This window comes from Candidatus Methylopumilus planktonicus (assembly GCF_006364715.1).
Lineage (GTDB): Bacteria > Pseudomonadota > Gammaproteobacteria > Burkholderiales > Methylophilaceae > Methylopumilus > Methylopumilus planktonicus_A.
In genome coordinates this window covers 1,190,571-1,208,144 of sequence record NZ_CP040984.1, presented here as the reverse complement: position 1 = coordinate 1,208,144, position 17,574 = coordinate 1,190,571, and the positions used below count along the sequence as shown (strand labels likewise).

Below are 17,574 nucleotides of genomic sequence, written 5' to 3'. Positions count from 1 at the left end.
TTGTATTTTAATCACGATATTCAGATTCAAGAGAGCCTCCCTTATTATTTTCTTTGCTTAAGGTTATTTTTTTAAGCAAATGATAATCCATCAATTTTCTTGCAATGGGCCCCGCCGTCGATCCACCATGGCCACCATTTTCAACAATGATTGCAATAGCAATAGTAGGGTCTTCTGCAGGCGCATATGCGATGAAAAGTGCATGGTCCCGATGTCTTTCATTCATTCGATTAGGGTCATATTTTTGATTTCGCTTCATCTCAACAACCTGGGCAGTACCTGTTTTAGCAGCAATTTTATATGGGGCCCCAGCGCCCACGCTTGCTGCAGTTCCGCCAGGTTGCGTGACATTCATCATGCCTTCTTTGACGAGTGCTAGATTTTCAGATTTGAAATGTAGCTCTCGAACAGGCTTACTTTTAAATGTTTCTACTTTACCAGTCTGATTATTTTTAATCGATTGGATAAGTCTAGGCTGGATCGTTAATCCTCCGTTAGCGATTGTTGCCACTGCTTGGGCAAGCTGAATTGGCGTGACGAGCATATAGCCTTGACCAATACTTGTAATAACAGTTTCTCCTAAATACCAAGGCTGTTTAAATCTTTTTTGTTTCCATTCAGGCGAAGGCAATAAGCCTGGGGTTTCACCAAACATATCAATATGGGTAGCTTCACCAAAACCAAACTGGGATAAAAATTCAGATAACTTCTTAATACCTAATTCGACACCGAGCCCATAAAAAAATGTATCGCATGAAATAGTAATCGCCATCACCATATCTACAACACCATGCCCATAGGGTTTCCAGTCTTTATAAGTGTGGCCAGAGTTGGGTAGCGTAAAAAAACCAGGGTCTTTAATATTAAAAGGCGGTTTTCGAATATCGTTTTCAAGTGCAGCTAATGCCACAAAAGGTTTGATGGTAGAACCCGGAGGATATAAGCCATTTATGGCACGATTAAGCATAGGCTTATCCAGTGACTCATTCAGCACTTTCCATTCATCTACATCAATGCCACCAATAAATTGATTGGGATCAAAATTAGGCCGACTTACAAAAGCAAGCACTTCTCCATTTTTTGGATTTAAAGCGACGAGCGCACCTCGATATTTGTTGAAAGCATTTTCAGCAATTTCCTGCAGGTTTGAATCGATAGATAATGAAATGGCATCACCTTCAATAGAAGGGGTGCTATTTAAAATACGAACTGAATTACCATTAGCATCAATCTCTACTTCTTGAAATCCAGTGGTACCATGAAGCTTAGCCTCATAGTATTTTTCAATACCTAGCTTACCTATAGAGTCAGTGCCTTTATAGTTTTGTTGCCAGCCTAATTTTTTAATGGCCTCTTTATCCTCTTCATTAATACGATTAATATGGCCTATAAGATGCGAAGCAAACGCACCTTTAGGATAGCGCCTAAGTAATCTGGATTTAATTTCTACCCCGTCAAATCGTAATTTATTTGCTGCAAATCTCGCCGCTTCAATTTCTGACAAATTTGTTTTGATAGGAATGCTATCCAGGGAAGAGCTTTCATTTAAAATTTTTCTAAATTGCTTTAAATCGCCAGGACTAAATTCGACAATAGGTTTTAAGTCGTCAATAGTTTTGTTGAGATTAGCGACTTTTGAAGGCGTAATTTCTAAACTATAAACAAAATAGTTATCTGCCATGATGATGCCATTGCGATCCAAAATGTGCCCTCGATTTGGGACGTTTGGAATCACAGCGATACGATTATTTTCGGATAAGCCTTTATAAAAATCGTATTTAAAAATTTGAAGGTAAAAAAAACGTCCAATGATGACTAAAAAAGCAATGGATATTAAGGCAGTAAGGAGCGCTAATCTTTGCTTAAAGAAAAAGCGCGACTTATAAATATTTTGATTATTTTTAGTATAAGACATCTTAAGATGGCCTAAAGTCTTTAGCGATCTAATTTAAAAAATTTAAATTTAGAAAATGCATGCCAGATAAAAACGGCTGTAATACTTTGAAGAAAATAGCCAAGACCTGGATAGTGAAGATCGTGTGTCAAATTAATAATTAATATAATCATTTGAGCACTTAAAAATATTAAAAATATATAAAGTAATTTCTGATGTTTATTGTTAAGCATGATTTTACTTATAAAATATTGAGCAATAAAATAACAGGAAGCATAAGTGAGGGCATGTTGTCCTAGAAGATCACCTATAAAGATATCAGTGATGAGGCCTACAAGCCAAAATGTTGAGATAGATACTGCATTTGGACTTTTAAAGAACCAAAATATGAGTGTGAGCAAAATAAAATCAGGCATTATGTCAGTATTAAAAATATTAATGTGAATCAGATTAATCATTGCAGCAATGATTAAAGAAATAATAAATAATTTATTTTTTTTGATCATTTTTTATAGGTGCTACATTATTTGCAATTTTGTTAATGGGCGTCACCACAAGGACATGAGTGTGATTACGAATCGCCGAGGTAGGTTTACAAATAATTTTTGCAAAAGGCAGATTAGGATTATTGTTAATCTCTAATACTTCAGCAACAGCAATGCCCTCTGGGTAGATCGTATCAATACCTGATGTTTTTAAAACATCTCCAATGATTACATCGATACTATTGGGTAAGTGAGAGAGCGAAATCGTTTCGTTTTGGCCATTACCATTTGTAATTGCTCTTAAACCGTTTCTTTGTATTTGAATAGGCACAGACATTTTTTTATCAACAATAAGTGTCACCTCACTTGTCTCTGGAAAAACACTGCTGATTTGTCCTACAAGACCTAGTGCGTTAATGACAGGCTGTCCTGCTTGAAAGTCTTTATTTTGACCGCCATCAATAATAATTTTTTGATTAAAAGGATCAAAGCGCGAATAAATAATACTGACAGCCTCAGTTTTGAATTTATACGCATTTTTTACTTCGAGTAAATTTTTTAATTGATTATTTTCCTGGTCTATAAAATCTAAGCGTTGAAGATCAGCATGAAGCCTATCTATATTGAGTTTTAATGCTTCATTTTCATCAATCAAACGAGATTGATTAGAAAAGTATTCTGTTGTGAAGTTGTATATATCACTTGGCAAGTTCAGTAATGTATGAAAAGGCTTGGTGAATATATTCGTAACCTGCCTAATATTTTTTAAATAATGAAAACGATAATCCGCACCCATTAATACAATCGATATGAATATGAGCAATAATAATTTGGATAAAAGTGAGGGGCCTTTATTAAAAAGCTTAGATGAACGTTGATAAGATTTAATCATTAAGCTTTAACTATTAATGAAGTAGCAAAAAAAGAATTTATTCGTGAGCAAATACGGTCGAGAATTGATCGAGAGATTCAAGTGCCTTACCGCAGCCTCGCGCAACACAAGTAAGGGGGTCATCTGCAGTCACAACAGGAATGCCGGTTTCCTCCATAAGTAAGCGATCGAGATTTCTTAGTAGGGCACCACCACCGGTCAATACCATACCATTATCGGCAATATCAGCACCCAATTCAGGCGGCGTTTGTTCGAGTGCAGATTTCACAGCACTAACAATTTGATTTAAAGGCTCTTGCAGAGCTTCTAGAATTTCATTGCTATTAATTTTAAGTCGACGAGGGAGTCCTTCAGCAAGATTTCGGCCCGTCACTTCGAGTTCTAAAATTTCAGACATTGGGAATGCAGTACCAATTTTTTTCTTAATCATTTCAGCCGTAGGATCAGAAATCAATGTGCCATAGTTTCGTCTTAAGTAATCAATAATGGCCTGATCAATTTTGTCGCCACCCACACGTTCAGATTTGGCATATACAATACCGCCTAAAGAAATAATACCGACTTCAGTCGTGCCACCACCTACGTCAATCACCATGGATCCTGTAGCTTCGCTGATTGGAAGTCCTGCACCAATCGCAGCTGCCATAGGCTCTTCAATTAAAAATACTTGCTTAGCACCAGCTCTTTCAGCGGACTCTCTAATAGCTCTTCGCTCCACTTGAGTGGCGCCGTAAGGGACGCAAATAATAATACGTGGGCTTGGCACAAACCATCTGGTGTCATGCACTTTTGCAATAAAAAACTTAATCATGTCTTCAGTGATATTGAAGTCAGCAATCACGCCGTCTTTCATTGGACGAATCGCTTGAATATTTTGAGGTGATCGACCTAGCATCGTTTTAGCTTCGATGCCGACCGCCAATAAAGATTTTTTGCTATAGGGACCATTAGGACCATCTTCATGACGAATTGCTACAACAGAAGGCTCGTCTAAGACAATACCTTTACCTCGAATATAGATGAGTGTATTTGCAGTGCCCAAATCGATGGCAATATCGTTAGCCATAAATTGATCAAAACTAAATAATTTTTTAAGCATGTTAATCGTTAGGATTTCTTTAAAAAAGTGGCGCTTCAAACCCAAGAAAGGTCAATAGAATCAGGGTATAATACATGATATTGATCAATAAATTAACAGCTTTTCTCTAGAAAAACAGGAATTCTATTTGTATGTCGATTACACATGACGAAATCAAAAAAATTGCCCATTTAGCTCGGATCAAAATTACGGAAGAAGAAGCGGATGCGACGATTAAAAAATTATCGGGCATATTAAATCTTATTGAGGATATGAAAAAGGTAGATACCACCAATATTTCTCCTATGTCCCATGGCCAATCGGTCACACAAAGACTCCGTGAAGATATTGTCACAGAAGCAAATCAAAGAGAAAAATTACAAAAAATAGCACCAGAAGTAAGTGGTGGCTTATATATCGTGCCTCAGGTGATTGAATAATCATGCAAGACTGGAGCATTAAAGAACTCTCAAGTCTTTTGAGAGAAAAGAAAATATCAAGTGTCGAAATCACGACAGATTATCTTGCCAGCATCAAAAAAAAGAACCCCGAGATTAATGCGTTTATTACAGTTGATGAAGATCGCTCAATAGCCCAGGCTCAGCTTGCAGATCAAAGAATTCAAAAAGGCGAAGGTGATGTCCTCACAGGTGTCCCTATAGCGCAAAAAGATATTTTTTGTGCTGAAGATTGGCTCACCACTTGCGGCTCCAAGATGCTTCATAATTTTGTGGCGCCTTACGATGCGACGGTTGTTAAGAAATTTAACGAAGTGGGCGCTGTCAATTTAGGCAAAACGAATATGGATGAATTCGCTATGGGTTCATCGAATGAAACATCTTATTTTGGCGCTGTTAAAAACCCTTGGGATCTTACATGCGTGCCTGGAGGAAGTTCGGGCGGCAGTGCAGCAGCAATTGCGGCTCGCATGTGTCCTGGCGCTACGGCGACAGATACAGGAGGTTCTATTAGGCAGCCAGCTTCCTTATGTGGACTCACAGGCTTAAAACCAACTTATGGATTAGTCTCTCGCTACGGCATGATTGCTTTTGCGTCAAGCCTAGATCAAGCAGGACCCATGGCAAAATCATCCGAAGACTGTGCCATGATGATGAATGTGATGGCAGGCTTTGATCCCAAAGACTCTACATCGATTGATCATCAAAAAGAAGATTACACAAAAAATATTGATCGACCGATTGAAGGCTTAAAAATTGGATTGCCTAAAGAATATTTTGCAGAAGGTTTAGACGGCGACGTTGCAAAATTGATTGATGCCGCGATTAATCAATACAAAAAATTAGGTGCCACGATTGTCGATGTGAGTTTACCTAATACCAATCTATCAATTCCTGTTTATTATGTTTTAGCACCCGCTGAAGCCTCAAGCAATTTATCCCGATACGATGGTGTGCGATATGGCCATCGAACAAGTCAATATGATGATCTTATGGATATGTACTCTAAAACTCGCCAAGAAGGATTTGGGGAAGAAGTGAAACGTCGTATCTTAATTGGCACTTATGTCTTAAGTGCTGGTTATTACGATGCTTATTATTTAAAGGCACAACAAATACGCCATCTCATTTCAGAAGACTTTAAAAAAGCCTTTCAATTATGCGATGTGATCATGGGACCTACTGCACCATCCACTGCTTTTAAAGCAAATGAAAAAATTGATGATCCAGTGACAATGTATCTGCAAGATATTTATACCATTGCGACTAATCTTGCAGGACTACCAGGCATGAGCATTCCTGCAGGGTTCGTTAATAAACTCCCAGTAGGTTTGCAAATTATTGGTAATTATTTTGATGAAGCGCGTATGTTTAATGTGGCGCATCAATTTCAAAAAACGACTGATTGGCATAAAGCTATGCCCGAAGGAGCGCTTTCATGAGCTGGGATGTCGTGATTGGTATTGAAACGCATGTGCAACTTCAAACCAAAACTAAAATTTTTTCAGGTGCATCGACTGCATTTGGAGCAGAACCTAATACACAAGCGTGCGTATTATCTATTGCACTTCCAGGCACACTCCCCGTCTTAAATTATGAGGCAGTTCAATGTGCTATTAAATTTGGATTGGCAACTAATGCTGACATAGCGTCGAGATCTATTTTTGCGCGTAAAAATTATTTTTACCCAGATTTGCCTAAGGGTTATCAAATTAGCCAATATGAATTACCTGTGGTGGGCAAAGGGTCGCTTGAAATTGAAGTAGGTGAGATTAAAAAAACAGTGCGCATTACACGTGCGCATCTAGAGGAAGACGCAGGCAAATCATCTCATGGCGCTGTTGAAAATGGCACAGGCATCGATTTAAACCGTGCAGGAACACCACTTTTAGAAATTGTGTCTGAGCCTGATATGTCTTCAGCATTAGAGGCTGTGGCGTATGCAAAAAAATTACATGAGCTCGTCCAATGGATAGGTATTTGTGATGGCAATATGCAGGAGGGAAGTTTCCGATGCGACATTAATGTTTCCGTAAAGCGAAAGGGCACAGATAAATTAGGCACACGTCGCGAAATTAAAAATTTGAATTCATTTAAATTTATTGAGCAAGCCATTCATTATGAAATGCAATGGCAAATTGAAATGTTAGAAGAAGGTAAAGCGATTCAACAAGCCACCGTGCTTTTTAATCCTGAAACAGGAGAAACAAAAGCGATGCGCTCTAAAGAAGAAGCGAATGATTATCGCTATTTTCCAGATCCTGATCTTTTACCATTAGAAATTTCCGATGAGAAAATTAGTCAAATTAGAGCAGGTATGACTGAGCTCCCTCATCTCATGAAAGCCAGATTAGAACAAGATTATCAGTTGTCATCCTATGATGCTGCTGCCATTACAAGCGCTAAGTATGTCGCAGATTATTTCTTTGCGACCTTAAAAAAAGGGGCTGAGCCCAAACAAATTGCTAATTGGATCTTAGGGCAATTATTTTCCAAATTAAATGAATATAATTTATCGATTGAACATTCACCGATTAAGCCTGAAGTATTGAGTTTACTTTTGAAACGTATTCAAGATGGTACGATTTCGAATAACGGCGCTAAACAACTTTTTGAAAAGTTATGGGTGAGCCCTGATCTTCAAATTGATGCATTAATTGAGTCAGAAGGATTAAAACAAGTTTCAGATAGCGGCCTTATTGAAACGATGATCAATGAAGTTTTAAAAAATAATCAAGCGATGGTGGATGAATATCGATCAGGCAAAGAAAAAGCCTTTAACGCGCTTGTGGGGCAAATTATGAAAGTATCTAAAGGTAAGGCAAACCCAGGTCAGGTGAATGACTTGCTTAAGAAAAAATTAAGCTAAGCTTTAATACCATATACTTTTTGATAATCGCGCATGGCGCCCATATGAGATGCGTAAGTTTCGTGATGCTCGATATAACGCATAATTTCTTGTAAAGAAGTGAGATGGCAGATTGGTAAATGATGTGTCTCTTTTATTTCTTCGACCGCTGATAATAATCCTGTACCTTTTTCTTCTCGATCAATCGAAATCGCAACGCCCGAAGATTTAGCGCCCTCTTCTAGAATAATATTTACAGACTCATTTACAGAAGTGCCTGCAGAGATTACATCATCGACAATCAGAACACGCCCTTTTAAAGGAGTGCCAATAATAACGCCCCCTTCACCATGATCTTTTTTTTCTTTACGGTTGAATGCAAAAGGCACGTTGCGGCCAAGGCTGGCAAATGCAATGACAATGGACGTAACTAACGGAATACCTTTATAAGCTGGACCATAAAGCATATCAAACGGAATTTTTGAGGCCTCAATAGATTTAGCATAAAACATACCGAGCTTCATTAAGCTTTCACCATCATTAAAGAGACCTGTATTAAAAAAATAAGGGCTTAGACGACCGGCCTTAGTTTTAAACTGACCAAACTGTAAAACCTGTTTTTTTAGGGCAAATTCGATAAACTCTTGACTTGAATGATCCATAGATAAATCGGTAGAGATGAATTATGAGAATTATAACGCTAAACATGAATGGAATTCGATCCGCCTCAAATAAAGGTGCTTTCGCCTGGCTTGATTCTCAAGGAGCAGATTTCATTTGCGTGCAAGAAGTGAAAGCGCATGAGAGTGATTTAAGTCATGACATGAAAAACTATCGTGATTATATGAGCTATTTTAGTTTTGCAGAGAAAAAAGGCTATAGCGGGGTAGGTATTTATGCCAAAAGAAAACCTAATAAAATTATTCGCGAGATAGGGCTCCCGCTTTTTGATAGCGAGGGTCGTTATCTCGAACTTATGTATGATAATTTAAGCGTCATTTCAATCTACTTACCCTCAGGTTCAAGCGGTGAAGAACGACAAACATTTAAATTTGAAGTGTTAGATTATTTACTCCCTTATTTAAAAAAACGTATGGAAGAAAATTTGCCGATGATTCTTTGTGGAGATATCAATATTGCACATAAAGAAATTGATTTAAAAAATTACAAAGGCAATAAAAAAAATTCAGGTTTTTTACCTGAAGAGCGTCAATGGATGACTGATTTATTTGAAGGTGCCGGTTGGATAGATACTTATCGCAAAATTTACCCTGATGCGACTGACGCTTCTTATACTTGGTGGAGCAATCGAGGGGAAGCGTATGCTAAAAATGTGGGATGGCGTCTTGATTATCAAATTGCTCATCCTTCTATAAAAGATAAGATTGCTAAAGCTTCCATTTATAAGTCAGAAAAATTTAGCGATCACGCGCCATTGATCATTGACTATACGATTTAATTTTTAATCGGTGCGATTTTATAAAGCAATGCCATGCCAGGAATAGCCAGAAGAAAACAAAGAATAAAGAAATTCTCCCAGCCAAAAAGACTTTGAAGGTAGCCGGTAGAAGCATTTACAAGTGTTCGAGGCACGGCTGCTAAGCTTGTGAAAAGGGCGAATTGTGTGGCGGTATAAAGTGGATGAGTCGTTTTTGCAATAAAAGCCACAAAAGCTGTGGTACCTAAACCTACCCCGAAAGCCTCAAATCCTACGACAATGGCTAGCCATTCGGGGCTATAGCCGATATGAGCTAACCAAGCGAAACCTAAAATACTGATCATCTGCAGAAAACCAAAGATCCATAAGGCGCGGTTGATACCTAATTTCATCATCCAAACACCCCCCACGAGTCCACCTATGACACTTGGCCAAAGGCCAGCATTTTTTGCAATTAAACCAATTTCAGTTTTACTAAATCCCAGATCCAAATAAAAAGGCGTAGCTAATGCAGTCGCCATGCTGTCACCTAGTTTGTAAAAAAAGATAAAAAGAAGAATGGTTAAAGCACTTTTTAAACCATGTCGATGCATGAATTCTTGGAAAGGAAGCAGCATTGATGATGCTAAATCACGCTTTTTCATTTGCGGCACTTTAGGCTCTTTTATTACAAAAGTTAAAACAAGACCCGGCAGCATAAAAAGGCTTGTGACTATAAATACAGTTTGCCAATCAAAATGGTCGGCTAAGATGAGGGATAAAGAGCCAGGAATAAGACTCGCAATCTTATAAGCATTTACATGAACTGCATTACCTAAACCCAATTCTTTATCTAATAACAATTCTCGACGATAAGCATCAATGACAATATCCTGACTTGCGCTTAAAAATGCAATGAGCGTGGCAATCACTACAATCATCGTGAGATCAGTCTGAGGGTTATAAAAACCTAACAGTGGAATACTGATTAAAAGAAGCGCTTGAAAAAATAATAACCAGCCACGACGGCGACCCATTGGCCAACTAAAGCGATCAAAGAAAGGCGCCCATAAAAATTTCCATGTATAGGGCAGTTGGATTAATGCAAAAAGACCAATCGCTTTGAGATCTAATTGATTAGATCTCAACCATGCAGGCAATAAGCTGATCAGAATAAAAAGAGGGAGCCCTGAAGTAAAGCCAGTAAAAATACATACCAACATTTTTTTGGAAAGGATGTCTTGCCAGAATCGATTCCTAAGTTGCATCAGCAATTATTTTGAAACGAGACGATACATCGCTAACTCACCCATGAGATTGGGCATGAAATGAACCGGTTTGCCATGAGTCAGAACGAGGCGCTCTTTAATACCAACTTTATTTTTAATACAAAACTCATCAAAATCTTTGATCGTGCATAAGTGGATATTGGGCGTGTTGTACCATTCATAAGGCAAGGCTTTAGAGACAGGCATTTGACCTTGAATGAGTTGTATACGATGTCGCCAATAACCAAAATTAGGAAACGTCACGATCACTTCTTTTCCAACACGTAGCATTTCATATACAATTTTTTCGATGTTATGGATGGCTTGTAACGTTTGAGATAAAACAACGACATCAAATGATTGAGATTCAAAACCTGATAAGCCTGATTCCAGATCCATTTGAATGACATTGAGACCGTATTTTAAAGTGTTAAGCCAATGTGCATCATCTTTTTCAATACCATATCCTTTTACTTCTAAAGAGCCTTCTAAAAACTTTAAAAGGGACCCATCTGCACAGCCTAAGTCGAGGACTTTGGCACCGAAGGGAATCCAATTGGCAATGACGGCAAAATCTTGTCTAAATTGTGCGCTCATAATTGATCTGCGATCTTTTTAAAATAAGTCGTGAGTATGCCGTGATAATGGGGGTCAGACATCAGAAAAGCATCATGTCCATGCTGTGCTGTAACTTCAGCATAGCTCACAGTCAATTCATTATCTAAAAGCGCTTTGACAATTTCTTTTGAGCGCTGAGGAGAAAATCGCCAATCGCTCGTAAATGAAACCACTAAAAAGTCAGCCTCCACTTTTTTGAAAGCTTTAGATAAATTACCTTGATACTCTATTGCAGGATCAAAGTAATCTAATGCACGCGTCATTCTCAAATAAGTATTTGCATCAAATTCTTCAGCAAATTTATCACCTTGATGATGTAAATAAGATTCCATTTCAAAATTGACATCAAAAGAGTATTCAATATTTTTATTTTTAAGTTTACGACCAAATTTCAAATCCATGGCGTCATCTGATAGATAAGTAATATGACCTAACATTCTTGCAACACGGAGTCCACGTTTAGGTTTCTTTTTAAAACGATAATAATCTCCATCATAAAAATCAGGGTCAGTGATAATCGCTTGTCTCGCGACTTCATTAAAAGCGACATTTTGTGCCGTGAGATTTGGAGCTGCGGCAATCACAATGGCGTGACGAACACGCTTAGGGTACGAAAGTGCCCATTGCATAGCTTGCATGCCGCCTATACTTCCACCAATGACAGCTGCTAAACTTTCGATCCCTAATTGATCTATGAGAGCTGCTTGTGTGTTCACCCAGTCTTCCACAGTCACAATCGGAAAATCAGAACCCCATAGTTTTTTTGTTTTTGGATTAATACTCATAGATCCACTCGTGCCGTGGCAGCCACCTAAATTATTTACTCCGATGACAAAGAAGCGGTCGGTATCAAGTGGCCTGCCAGGACCAATGAGGTTATCCCACCAACCAGGGTATTTATCATCTTTTTTATAACGTCCTGCTACATGATGATTTCCTGATAATGCATGACATACAAGTACTGCATTATTTTTTTTAGCATTTAATTTGCCGTAGGTTTCATAGGCGAGCTCATAGCTCGGTAATTTTTTACCGCTCGTTAATTTAAGGGGTTTTGTAATTTTTACTAGCTTTGCTTTAACAAGACCCACTGAATTTTTTTCGCTCATGTTGATGATTATACTATTGAATATTGCGCGAAAGTAACACGATGAACACCATGAATATCTTTGGCATTTTCAATATGCCGATAGCCATTTTTTTCGAATAAATCTTTTAATATTTTTGCTTGATTGTAACCATGCTCAATGAAAAGCCAACCTGAAGGTTTGATATAATTTTTAGCATTTTCAATAATATGATGTATGGCTTCTGTTCCAAAAGGTCCTGAGACTAAAGCATCAAGGGGCTCATCCTCTAAGCCTTGTAATAAGTGAGGATCATTTTCTTCCAAATAAGGAGGGTTACTTAAGATCACATCAAATCTTTTTTGATCTAATGCACTAAACCAATCACTTTTTTGAATCGTGGTGTTAGTGACATGATGAAGCGATTGATTTTCTTTTGTATTTTGTATGGCATCTGCAGATTGATCAATGAGTGTCACTTTTGAAAGCGGTCTTTCAAGAGCTATGGTGACGCCGATAATCCCTGTACCGCATCCAAGATCTAGGATGTCGTAATGATCCCGCGGGTTTATTTTTGAGAGCGCTCTTTCAATGAGAGTTTCTGTGTCGGCTCTTGGAATAAGTACATGAGGATTTACTTTAAAGATTCTTCCATAAAAAGCCCATTCACCCAGAAGATAGGGAAGAGGCGTGCCACCCATTCTTTTTTCTGTGATGTATTCAATCTGAGTTTGGTTATCTGTATGGATATTTTCATCGCTTTTTTGGATGATTTCTTTTTGATTAATCTTTAAGACGTGCTCTAGAATAAAACGGGCTTCAAGTTTTGCCTCATCTGACGAATAGCTTATGCTTAGATAAAGTTTATTTTGAATATTTTTTAATGTGTCACGAATTGTCGCCACATTTTAATCCTCTGCAAAGCCTGCAAGAAGATCAGCTTGATGCTCATTCGATAATGCATTAATGAGTTCTTCCATATCACCATCTGTAATGGCTTCTATTTTATAAAGCGTTAAATTAATTCGATGATCGGTAATGCGACCCTGAGGGTAATTGTAGGTGCGAATACGTTCGCTTCTATCACCACTTCCGATGAGAGATCTACGATCTGATGCTAATTTAGATTGTTGTTCGCGAATTTGTGCATCACGAATACGCGCTGCTAGGACGCTCATGGCTTGCGCTTTATTGCGATGCTGTGATCTATCGTCTTGGCATTCCACCACAATGCCTGTCGGTAGGTGTGTAATGCGGACAGCCGAATCGGTTTTATTAATATGCTGACCACCTGCACCTGATGCGCGGTAGGTATCAAGTCTAATTTCGGCTGGGTTAATAATGACATCACTAATTTCATCGGCTTCAGGTAATACTGCAACCGTGCAAGCCGAGGTGTGGATACGGCCTTGTGTTTCTGTATCAGGTACTCGCTGCACACGATGGCCACCTGACTCAAATTTCAACTTGGAGTAAGCCCCATGCCCAATTATTTTCATAATGATTTCTTTGTAGCCACCGACTTCAGATTCGCTTGATGACACAATTTCCATCTTCCAGCCTTGGCGTTCCGTATATCTAGAATACATCCTAAATAAATCGCCTGCGAATAAAGCTGATTCATCACCACCGGTGCCAGCACGAATTTCTAGAAAAATATTTTTTTCATCACTTGGATCTTTTGGTAGTAATAATTTTTGTAAATTATCTTCAATCGTGACAAGTTTTAATTTGCATTGCTCAATTTCTTCTTGCGCAAATTCTTTCATCTCAGGGTCAGAAAGCATACTTTGCGCTTCGTTTAAATTGGCTTCATTTTTTTTGTAGGCGTGATATTCATCCACAATAGGCGTGATATCTGAATGTTCTTTAGTAATTTTGCGATACTGGTCCATGTCATTGGTAATCGTTTCAGTGCTCAGTAAGGTATTAAGCTCCTGAATGCGATCACTTAATCCTGCTAATTTTTTTTGCATGGAAGGCTTCATGGCATTTAATCTTTAAGTGGGTAAATTTTCTTTAATGTTTTGGTGAGCAGTTCATGTTCTTCATCTTTAGCTTCATTGAGTGCTTGGCTTGGATGATGGACAAACTTATTAGCTAAAGCCTTACTTAACACTTCCAAAACTTCTTCTGGCTTCATGCCTTGATTTAGAAGTTTTTGTGCTTTTTTAAGTTCAGTGACGCGATAGCTCTCAGCATGGTTGCGAAGCGCTTTAATTGTAGGCACGATAGTACGCGTTTTCAACCACTGCGCGAAGTCTTTTACGTGATGATCAATGATTTTTTGGGCTTCAATAGCTGCAGACTGGCGGTTGGTTAAGCCCTCTTCAATGAGGTGAGATAAATCATCGACGGTATAAAGATACACATCACTGAGTTCCCCTACCTCAGGTTCAATATCTCGGGGCACCGCAAGATCAACCATAAACATAGGGCGATTTCGTCTTGTTTTGAGTGCACGCTCCACCATGCCTAAGCCTACAATAGGTAATTGGCTTGCAGTAGAGCTTAAAACAATATCGAACTCATGAAGACGATCAGAGAGTTCTGAAATAAGACAGGCATCCCCCTTAATTTTTTTAGCTAAAGCCAAGCCCCGATCGAGAGACCGATTAGCGACCGTCATGGATTTAGGACGTCTATTTTTAATATGTTCAGCGCAAAGTTCAATCATTTCACCTGCACCAATCAGAAGTACTTTCGAAGTTTTTAAATCTCCAAAAATACTTTCGGCCAGCTTAATTGAAGCTGCTGCCATCGAAATTGAGCTCATACCTATATCTGTTTTGGTTCGGACTTCTTTGGCCACAGAGAATGTCTTTTGAAAAAGCTTATTGAGGAGAGCGCCTAACGTTCCAGTATTTTCAGCAGTTTTAATGGCCTGTTTCATTTGGCCTAAAATTTGTGGTTCACCTAACACCATGCTATCTAAACCTGAAGCTACACGAAATGCATGTTGAATAGCTTCTTGGTTTTCATAGACATAAAGATGGGATTCAATGGTTTTTAATTTGATACCGTGATATTTACAAAGCCAATCGATGATGATTTTCGGGTCCCGCGCTTTGGCGTAGACTTCACTGCGGTTACAGGTTGATAAAATCGCCGCTTCGCTCACTTTATGCTCCATGAGGTCAAGTAAGGCTTGACTTAAACGATCAGGATCAAAAGCGACTTTTTCGCGGATCGCGATGGGGGCAGTGGTGTGGTTAATGCCTACGGTATAAAGCTGCATGTGAATATTCTTAATCCGACGCTTTAGCTTCGCGTCATTTAAGAGTTAAAATAGCTATTTTACAATATCTCACTCAACTTTCATTTGGGATCACTAGAAATATGGATAAAACATTTAGAATTGCCCCCAGTATTCTTTCAGCGAATTTCGCAAAACTTGGTCAAGAAATTGCCGACGTCATTAAGTCAGGAACCGATATCGTTCACTTTGATGTGATGGATAATCATTACGTCCCTAATTTAACGATTGGCCCTTTAGTCTGCGAAGCAATTCGTCCAGTCACAGATGCCATTATTGATGTGCATTTGATGGTAAAGCCAGTGGACCGGATTATTCCTGACTTTGCAAAAGCAGGTGCCAATATCATTACTTTCCATCCTGAAGGTTCAGACCATATTGATCGGAGTCTTTCATTGGTGCGTGACTCAGGCTGTAAATCAGGCTTGGTGTTTAATCCTGCGACCCCACTTGATTATCTTGATCACGTCATGGATAAAATCGATATGATACTTTTAATGTCAGTGAATCCAGGGTTTGGTGGCCAAAAATTCATTCCTGAAACACTTAATAAACTTAGAATTGCTCGTCAAAAAATTGATGCTTATTATGAAAAAACCGGCCGTCAAATTTGGCTAGAAGTTGATGGAGGAGTGAACACTAATAATATTGCAGAAATTGCAAAAGCGGGTGCAGATACCTTTGTTGCAGGCTCCGCTATTTTTGGTGCAGGTAAAGATACCGACCCTAATCGTTATGATACCGTGGTGAAATCATTACGCGCATCACTTGCAGCTGTTTAATTTAAAAACGCACTCACAAATGTTTGTGCGTTTCTATCATGACCACTTTAATTACATCAGACAAATTTAACACCTACAAGGCTGAAGGCTTTAACTTTATTCCTTTAGTCAAATCTTTTGATGTGGGACATGAAACACCTTTATCGATTTATCAGAAGCTAGCTAATCTTCCCTTTTCATATCTTTTAGAGTCCGTTGAAGGTGGTGAGCGTTTCGGTCGTTATTCGATTATTGGACTACCCTCTAAAAAAAGAATTGTCATTCGTGGTGATGTGATTGAAGTGATTGATCAAAATAAAGTTATTAAAAAAGAAGACACACAAAATCCACTCGATTTTATTCAAAATTATTTAAGCCAATTTAAAGTACCTCACGATTTAGAATTGCCTCGGTTTGCAGGTGGGTTAGCTGGTTATTTTGGATATGAGACGATTCAATATATTGAATCTCGTTTAAAACATAAAAAAACAAAAGATACTCTGGGCGTGCCTGATATTTTATTGATGCTATCTGATGAGCTGATTGTGGTCGACAATGTAGCAAAAAAGATTTTTATTGTGAGCTATGCAGATCCATTTATGACTGATGCTTATGCTCTAGGTGTTGCAAGATTAGATAAGCTTTATGATCAACTACATGAATCAATGAAGACACAGTCACTTCAAACATCAAATCTCACAGAGGCGCATTCAGAGTTTGGTGAAGATGCATTTAAAAAAGCCGTTGAAAAAGCAAAGTCTTATATTTTTGAAGGCGACATTATGCAAGTTGTTTTATCTCAAAGGATGTCGCAAAGATTTGATTCTCCCCCATTAGCGCTTTACGAATCGCTTCGCATGTTAAATCCTTCCCCTTATATGTTTTATTACCATATGGATGATCATCATGTGGTGGGTGCGTCCCCTGAAATTTTAGTGAGACTCGAAGATGAAACTGTCACAGTCAGACCCATTGCAGGCACGCGTCCTCGAGGTAAAACTGAAGAAGAAGATCTCAAGTTAGAAGAAGAATTATTGGCTGACCCTAAAGAATGTGCAGAGCATGTGCAACTCATGGATTTAGGTCGAAATGATATTGGACGAGTCTCACAATCAGGCTCTGTAAAAGTGACGGACAATATGACGATTGAACGTTATTCACATGTGATGCATATTGTGTCTAATGTAGAAGGCATATTAAAACCAAACATGCATGCTATGGATGTTTTAAAAGCAACTTTTCCAGCAGGCACAGTCAGTGGCGCACCGAAGGTGCGTGCTATGGAAATTATTCATGAACTAGAGCCTAGTAAGCGAGGTATTTATGCCGGCGCTGTAGGTTATTTAGGTTTTGATGGCGATATGGATGTAGCCATCGCTATTAGAACAGGCGTGATTAAAAATAAAACGCTTTATGTACAAGCGGGTGCAGGTATTGTGGCGGATTCTATTGCCAATAACGAATGGGTTGAAACACAAAACAAAGCGAAAGCCGTATTACGTGCTGCAGAAATTGTGCAATCAGGAAAATAA

At 38.5% G+C, this 17,574-nt stretch carries 17 protein-coding genes; 6 read left to right on the top strand and 11 right to left on the bottom strand.

The window, feature by feature from the left end:
• Positions 1 to 7: 7 nt before the first annotated feature.
• The 4 genes from mrdA to FIT63_RS06300 are packed head-to-tail and all read right to left on the bottom strand — an operon-like array spanning position 8 to position 4,370.
• Positions 8 to 1,915 carry a penicillin-binding protein 2 gene (gene mrdA, locus FIT63_RS06315; protein ID WP_140007049.1) on the bottom strand — a complete coding sequence of 636 codons (1,908 nt, stop codon included), beginning with the start codon at positions 1,913 to 1,915 and terminating at the stop codon, positions 8 to 10.
• 20 nt (positions 1,916 to 1,935) lie between these two features.
• Positions 1,936 to 2,400, bottom strand: a complete 465-nt coding sequence (gene mreD / locus FIT63_RS06310; RefSeq protein WP_140007048.1) for a rod shape-determining protein MreD — start codon at positions 2,398 to 2,400, stop codon at positions 1,936 to 1,938.
• Positions 2,384 to 3,271 (bottom strand): rod shape-determining protein MreC, encoded by an 888-nt coding sequence (gene mreC, locus FIT63_RS06305; protein WP_140007047.1) that lies wholly within the window; start codon positions 3,269 to 3,271, stop codon positions 2,384 to 2,386. The genes mreD and mreC overlap by 17 nt, the downstream gene beginning before the upstream one ends.
• Before the next feature lie 37 nt (positions 3,272 to 3,308).
• Positions 3,309 to 4,370 carry a rod shape-determining protein gene (locus FIT63_RS06300; RefSeq protein WP_140007046.1) on the bottom strand — a complete coding sequence of 354 codons (1,062 nt, stop codon included), beginning with the start codon at positions 4,368 to 4,370 and terminating at the stop codon, positions 3,309 to 3,311.
• 131 nt (positions 4,371 to 4,501) lie between these two features.
• Here FIT63_RS06300 and gatC point away from each other — a divergent pair, with 131 nt between their 5' ends.
• The 3 genes from gatC to gatB are packed head-to-tail and all read left to right on the top strand — an operon-like array spanning position 4,502 to position 7,676.
• A complete protein-coding gene (gene gatC / locus FIT63_RS06295; protein WP_140007045.1) occupies positions 4,502 to 4,789 on the top strand; it encodes an Asp-tRNA(Asn)/Glu-tRNA(Gln) amidotransferase subunit GatC in 288 nt (95 codons plus the stop codon).
• A gap of 2 nt (positions 4,790 to 4,791) precedes the next feature.
• Positions 4,792 to 6,249, top strand: coding sequence for an Asp-tRNA(Asn)/Glu-tRNA(Gln) amidotransferase subunit GatA (gene gatA / locus FIT63_RS06290; protein WP_140007044.1), 1,458 nt, complete (start codon positions 4,792 to 4,794; stop codon positions 6,247 to 6,249).
• Positions 6,246 to 7,676 carry an Asp-tRNA(Asn)/Glu-tRNA(Gln) amidotransferase subunit GatB gene (gatB, locus tag FIT63_RS06285; RefSeq protein ID WP_140007043.1) on the top strand — a complete coding sequence of 477 codons (1,431 nt, stop codon included), beginning with the start codon at positions 6,246 to 6,248 and terminating at the stop codon, positions 7,674 to 7,676. Before gatA ends, gatB begins: the two co-directional genes overlap by 4 nt.
• Here the strand turns inward: gatB and pyrE are convergent.
• A complete protein-coding gene (gene pyrE, locus FIT63_RS06280) occupies positions 7,673 to 8,317 on the bottom strand; it encodes an orotate phosphoribosyltransferase (protein ID WP_140007042.1) in 645 nt (214 codons plus the stop codon). The two genes, gatB and pyrE, sit on opposite strands and share 4 nt — an antisense overlap.
• A 23-nt stretch (positions 8,318 to 8,340) precedes the next feature.
• Here pyrE and FIT63_RS06275 point away from each other — a divergent pair, with 23 nt between their 5' ends.
• Positions 8,341 to 9,114: an exodeoxyribonuclease III gene (locus tag FIT63_RS06275; protein ID WP_140007041.1), complete on the top strand. Its 774-nt coding sequence runs from the start codon at positions 8,341 to 8,343 to the stop codon at positions 9,112 to 9,114.
• Here the strand turns inward: FIT63_RS06275 and FIT63_RS06270 are convergent.
• From FIT63_RS06270 to hemA, 6 genes are read right to left on the bottom strand one after another with little or no spacing between them, the layout of a single operon-like run.
• Positions 9,111 to 10,340 (bottom strand): AmpG family muropeptide MFS transporter, encoded by a 1,230-nt coding sequence (locus FIT63_RS06270; RefSeq protein ID WP_140007040.1) that lies wholly within the window; start codon positions 10,338 to 10,340, stop codon positions 9,111 to 9,113. The genes FIT63_RS06275 and FIT63_RS06270 overlap by 4 nt on opposite strands.
• A 6-nt stretch (positions 10,341 to 10,346) precedes the next feature.
• Positions 10,347 to 10,937 (bottom strand): methionine biosynthesis protein MetW, encoded by a 591-nt coding sequence (gene metW / locus FIT63_RS06265; protein WP_140007039.1) that lies wholly within the window; start codon positions 10,935 to 10,937, stop codon positions 10,347 to 10,349.
• Positions 10,934 to 12,067, bottom strand: coding sequence for a homoserine O-succinyltransferase MetX (metX, locus tag FIT63_RS06260; RefSeq protein WP_140007038.1), 1,134 nt, complete (start codon positions 12,065 to 12,067; stop codon positions 10,934 to 10,936). The genes metW and metX overlap by 4 nt, the downstream gene beginning before the upstream one ends.
• A gap of 8 nt (positions 12,068 to 12,075) precedes the next feature.
• Positions 12,076 to 12,930 carry a peptide chain release factor N(5)-glutamine methyltransferase gene (prmC, locus tag FIT63_RS06255; RefSeq protein ID WP_140007037.1) on the bottom strand — a complete coding sequence of 285 codons (855 nt, stop codon included), beginning with the start codon at positions 12,928 to 12,930 and terminating at the stop codon, positions 12,076 to 12,078.
• A 3-nt stretch (positions 12,931 to 12,933) separates the two neighbouring features.
• Positions 12,934 to 14,013 carry a peptide chain release factor 1 gene (gene prfA / locus FIT63_RS06250; RefSeq protein WP_140007036.1) on the bottom strand — a complete coding sequence of 360 codons (1,080 nt, stop codon included), beginning with the start codon at positions 14,011 to 14,013 and terminating at the stop codon, positions 12,934 to 12,936.
• 5 nt (positions 14,014 to 14,018) lie between these two features.
• Positions 14,019 to 15,263, bottom strand: a complete 1,245-nt coding sequence (hemA, locus tag FIT63_RS06245) for a glutamyl-tRNA reductase (protein WP_140007035.1) — start codon at positions 15,261 to 15,263, stop codon at positions 14,019 to 14,021.
• A 101-nt stretch (positions 15,264 to 15,364) separates the two neighbouring features.
• Here hemA and rpe point away from each other — a divergent pair, with 101 nt between their 5' ends.
• Both rpe and trpE read left to right on the top strand, forming a co-directional pair.
• A complete protein-coding gene (gene rpe / locus FIT63_RS06240; protein WP_140007034.1) occupies positions 15,365 to 16,063 on the top strand; it encodes a ribulose-phosphate 3-epimerase in 699 nt (232 codons plus the stop codon).
• Between the two features lie 38 nt (positions 16,064 to 16,101).
• The gene (trpE, locus tag FIT63_RS06235) at positions 16,102 to 17,574 is read left to right on the top strand and encodes an anthranilate synthase component I (protein WP_140007033.1); all 1,473 of its coding nucleotides are present in this window, start codon (positions 16,102 to 16,104) and stop codon (positions 17,572 to 17,574) included.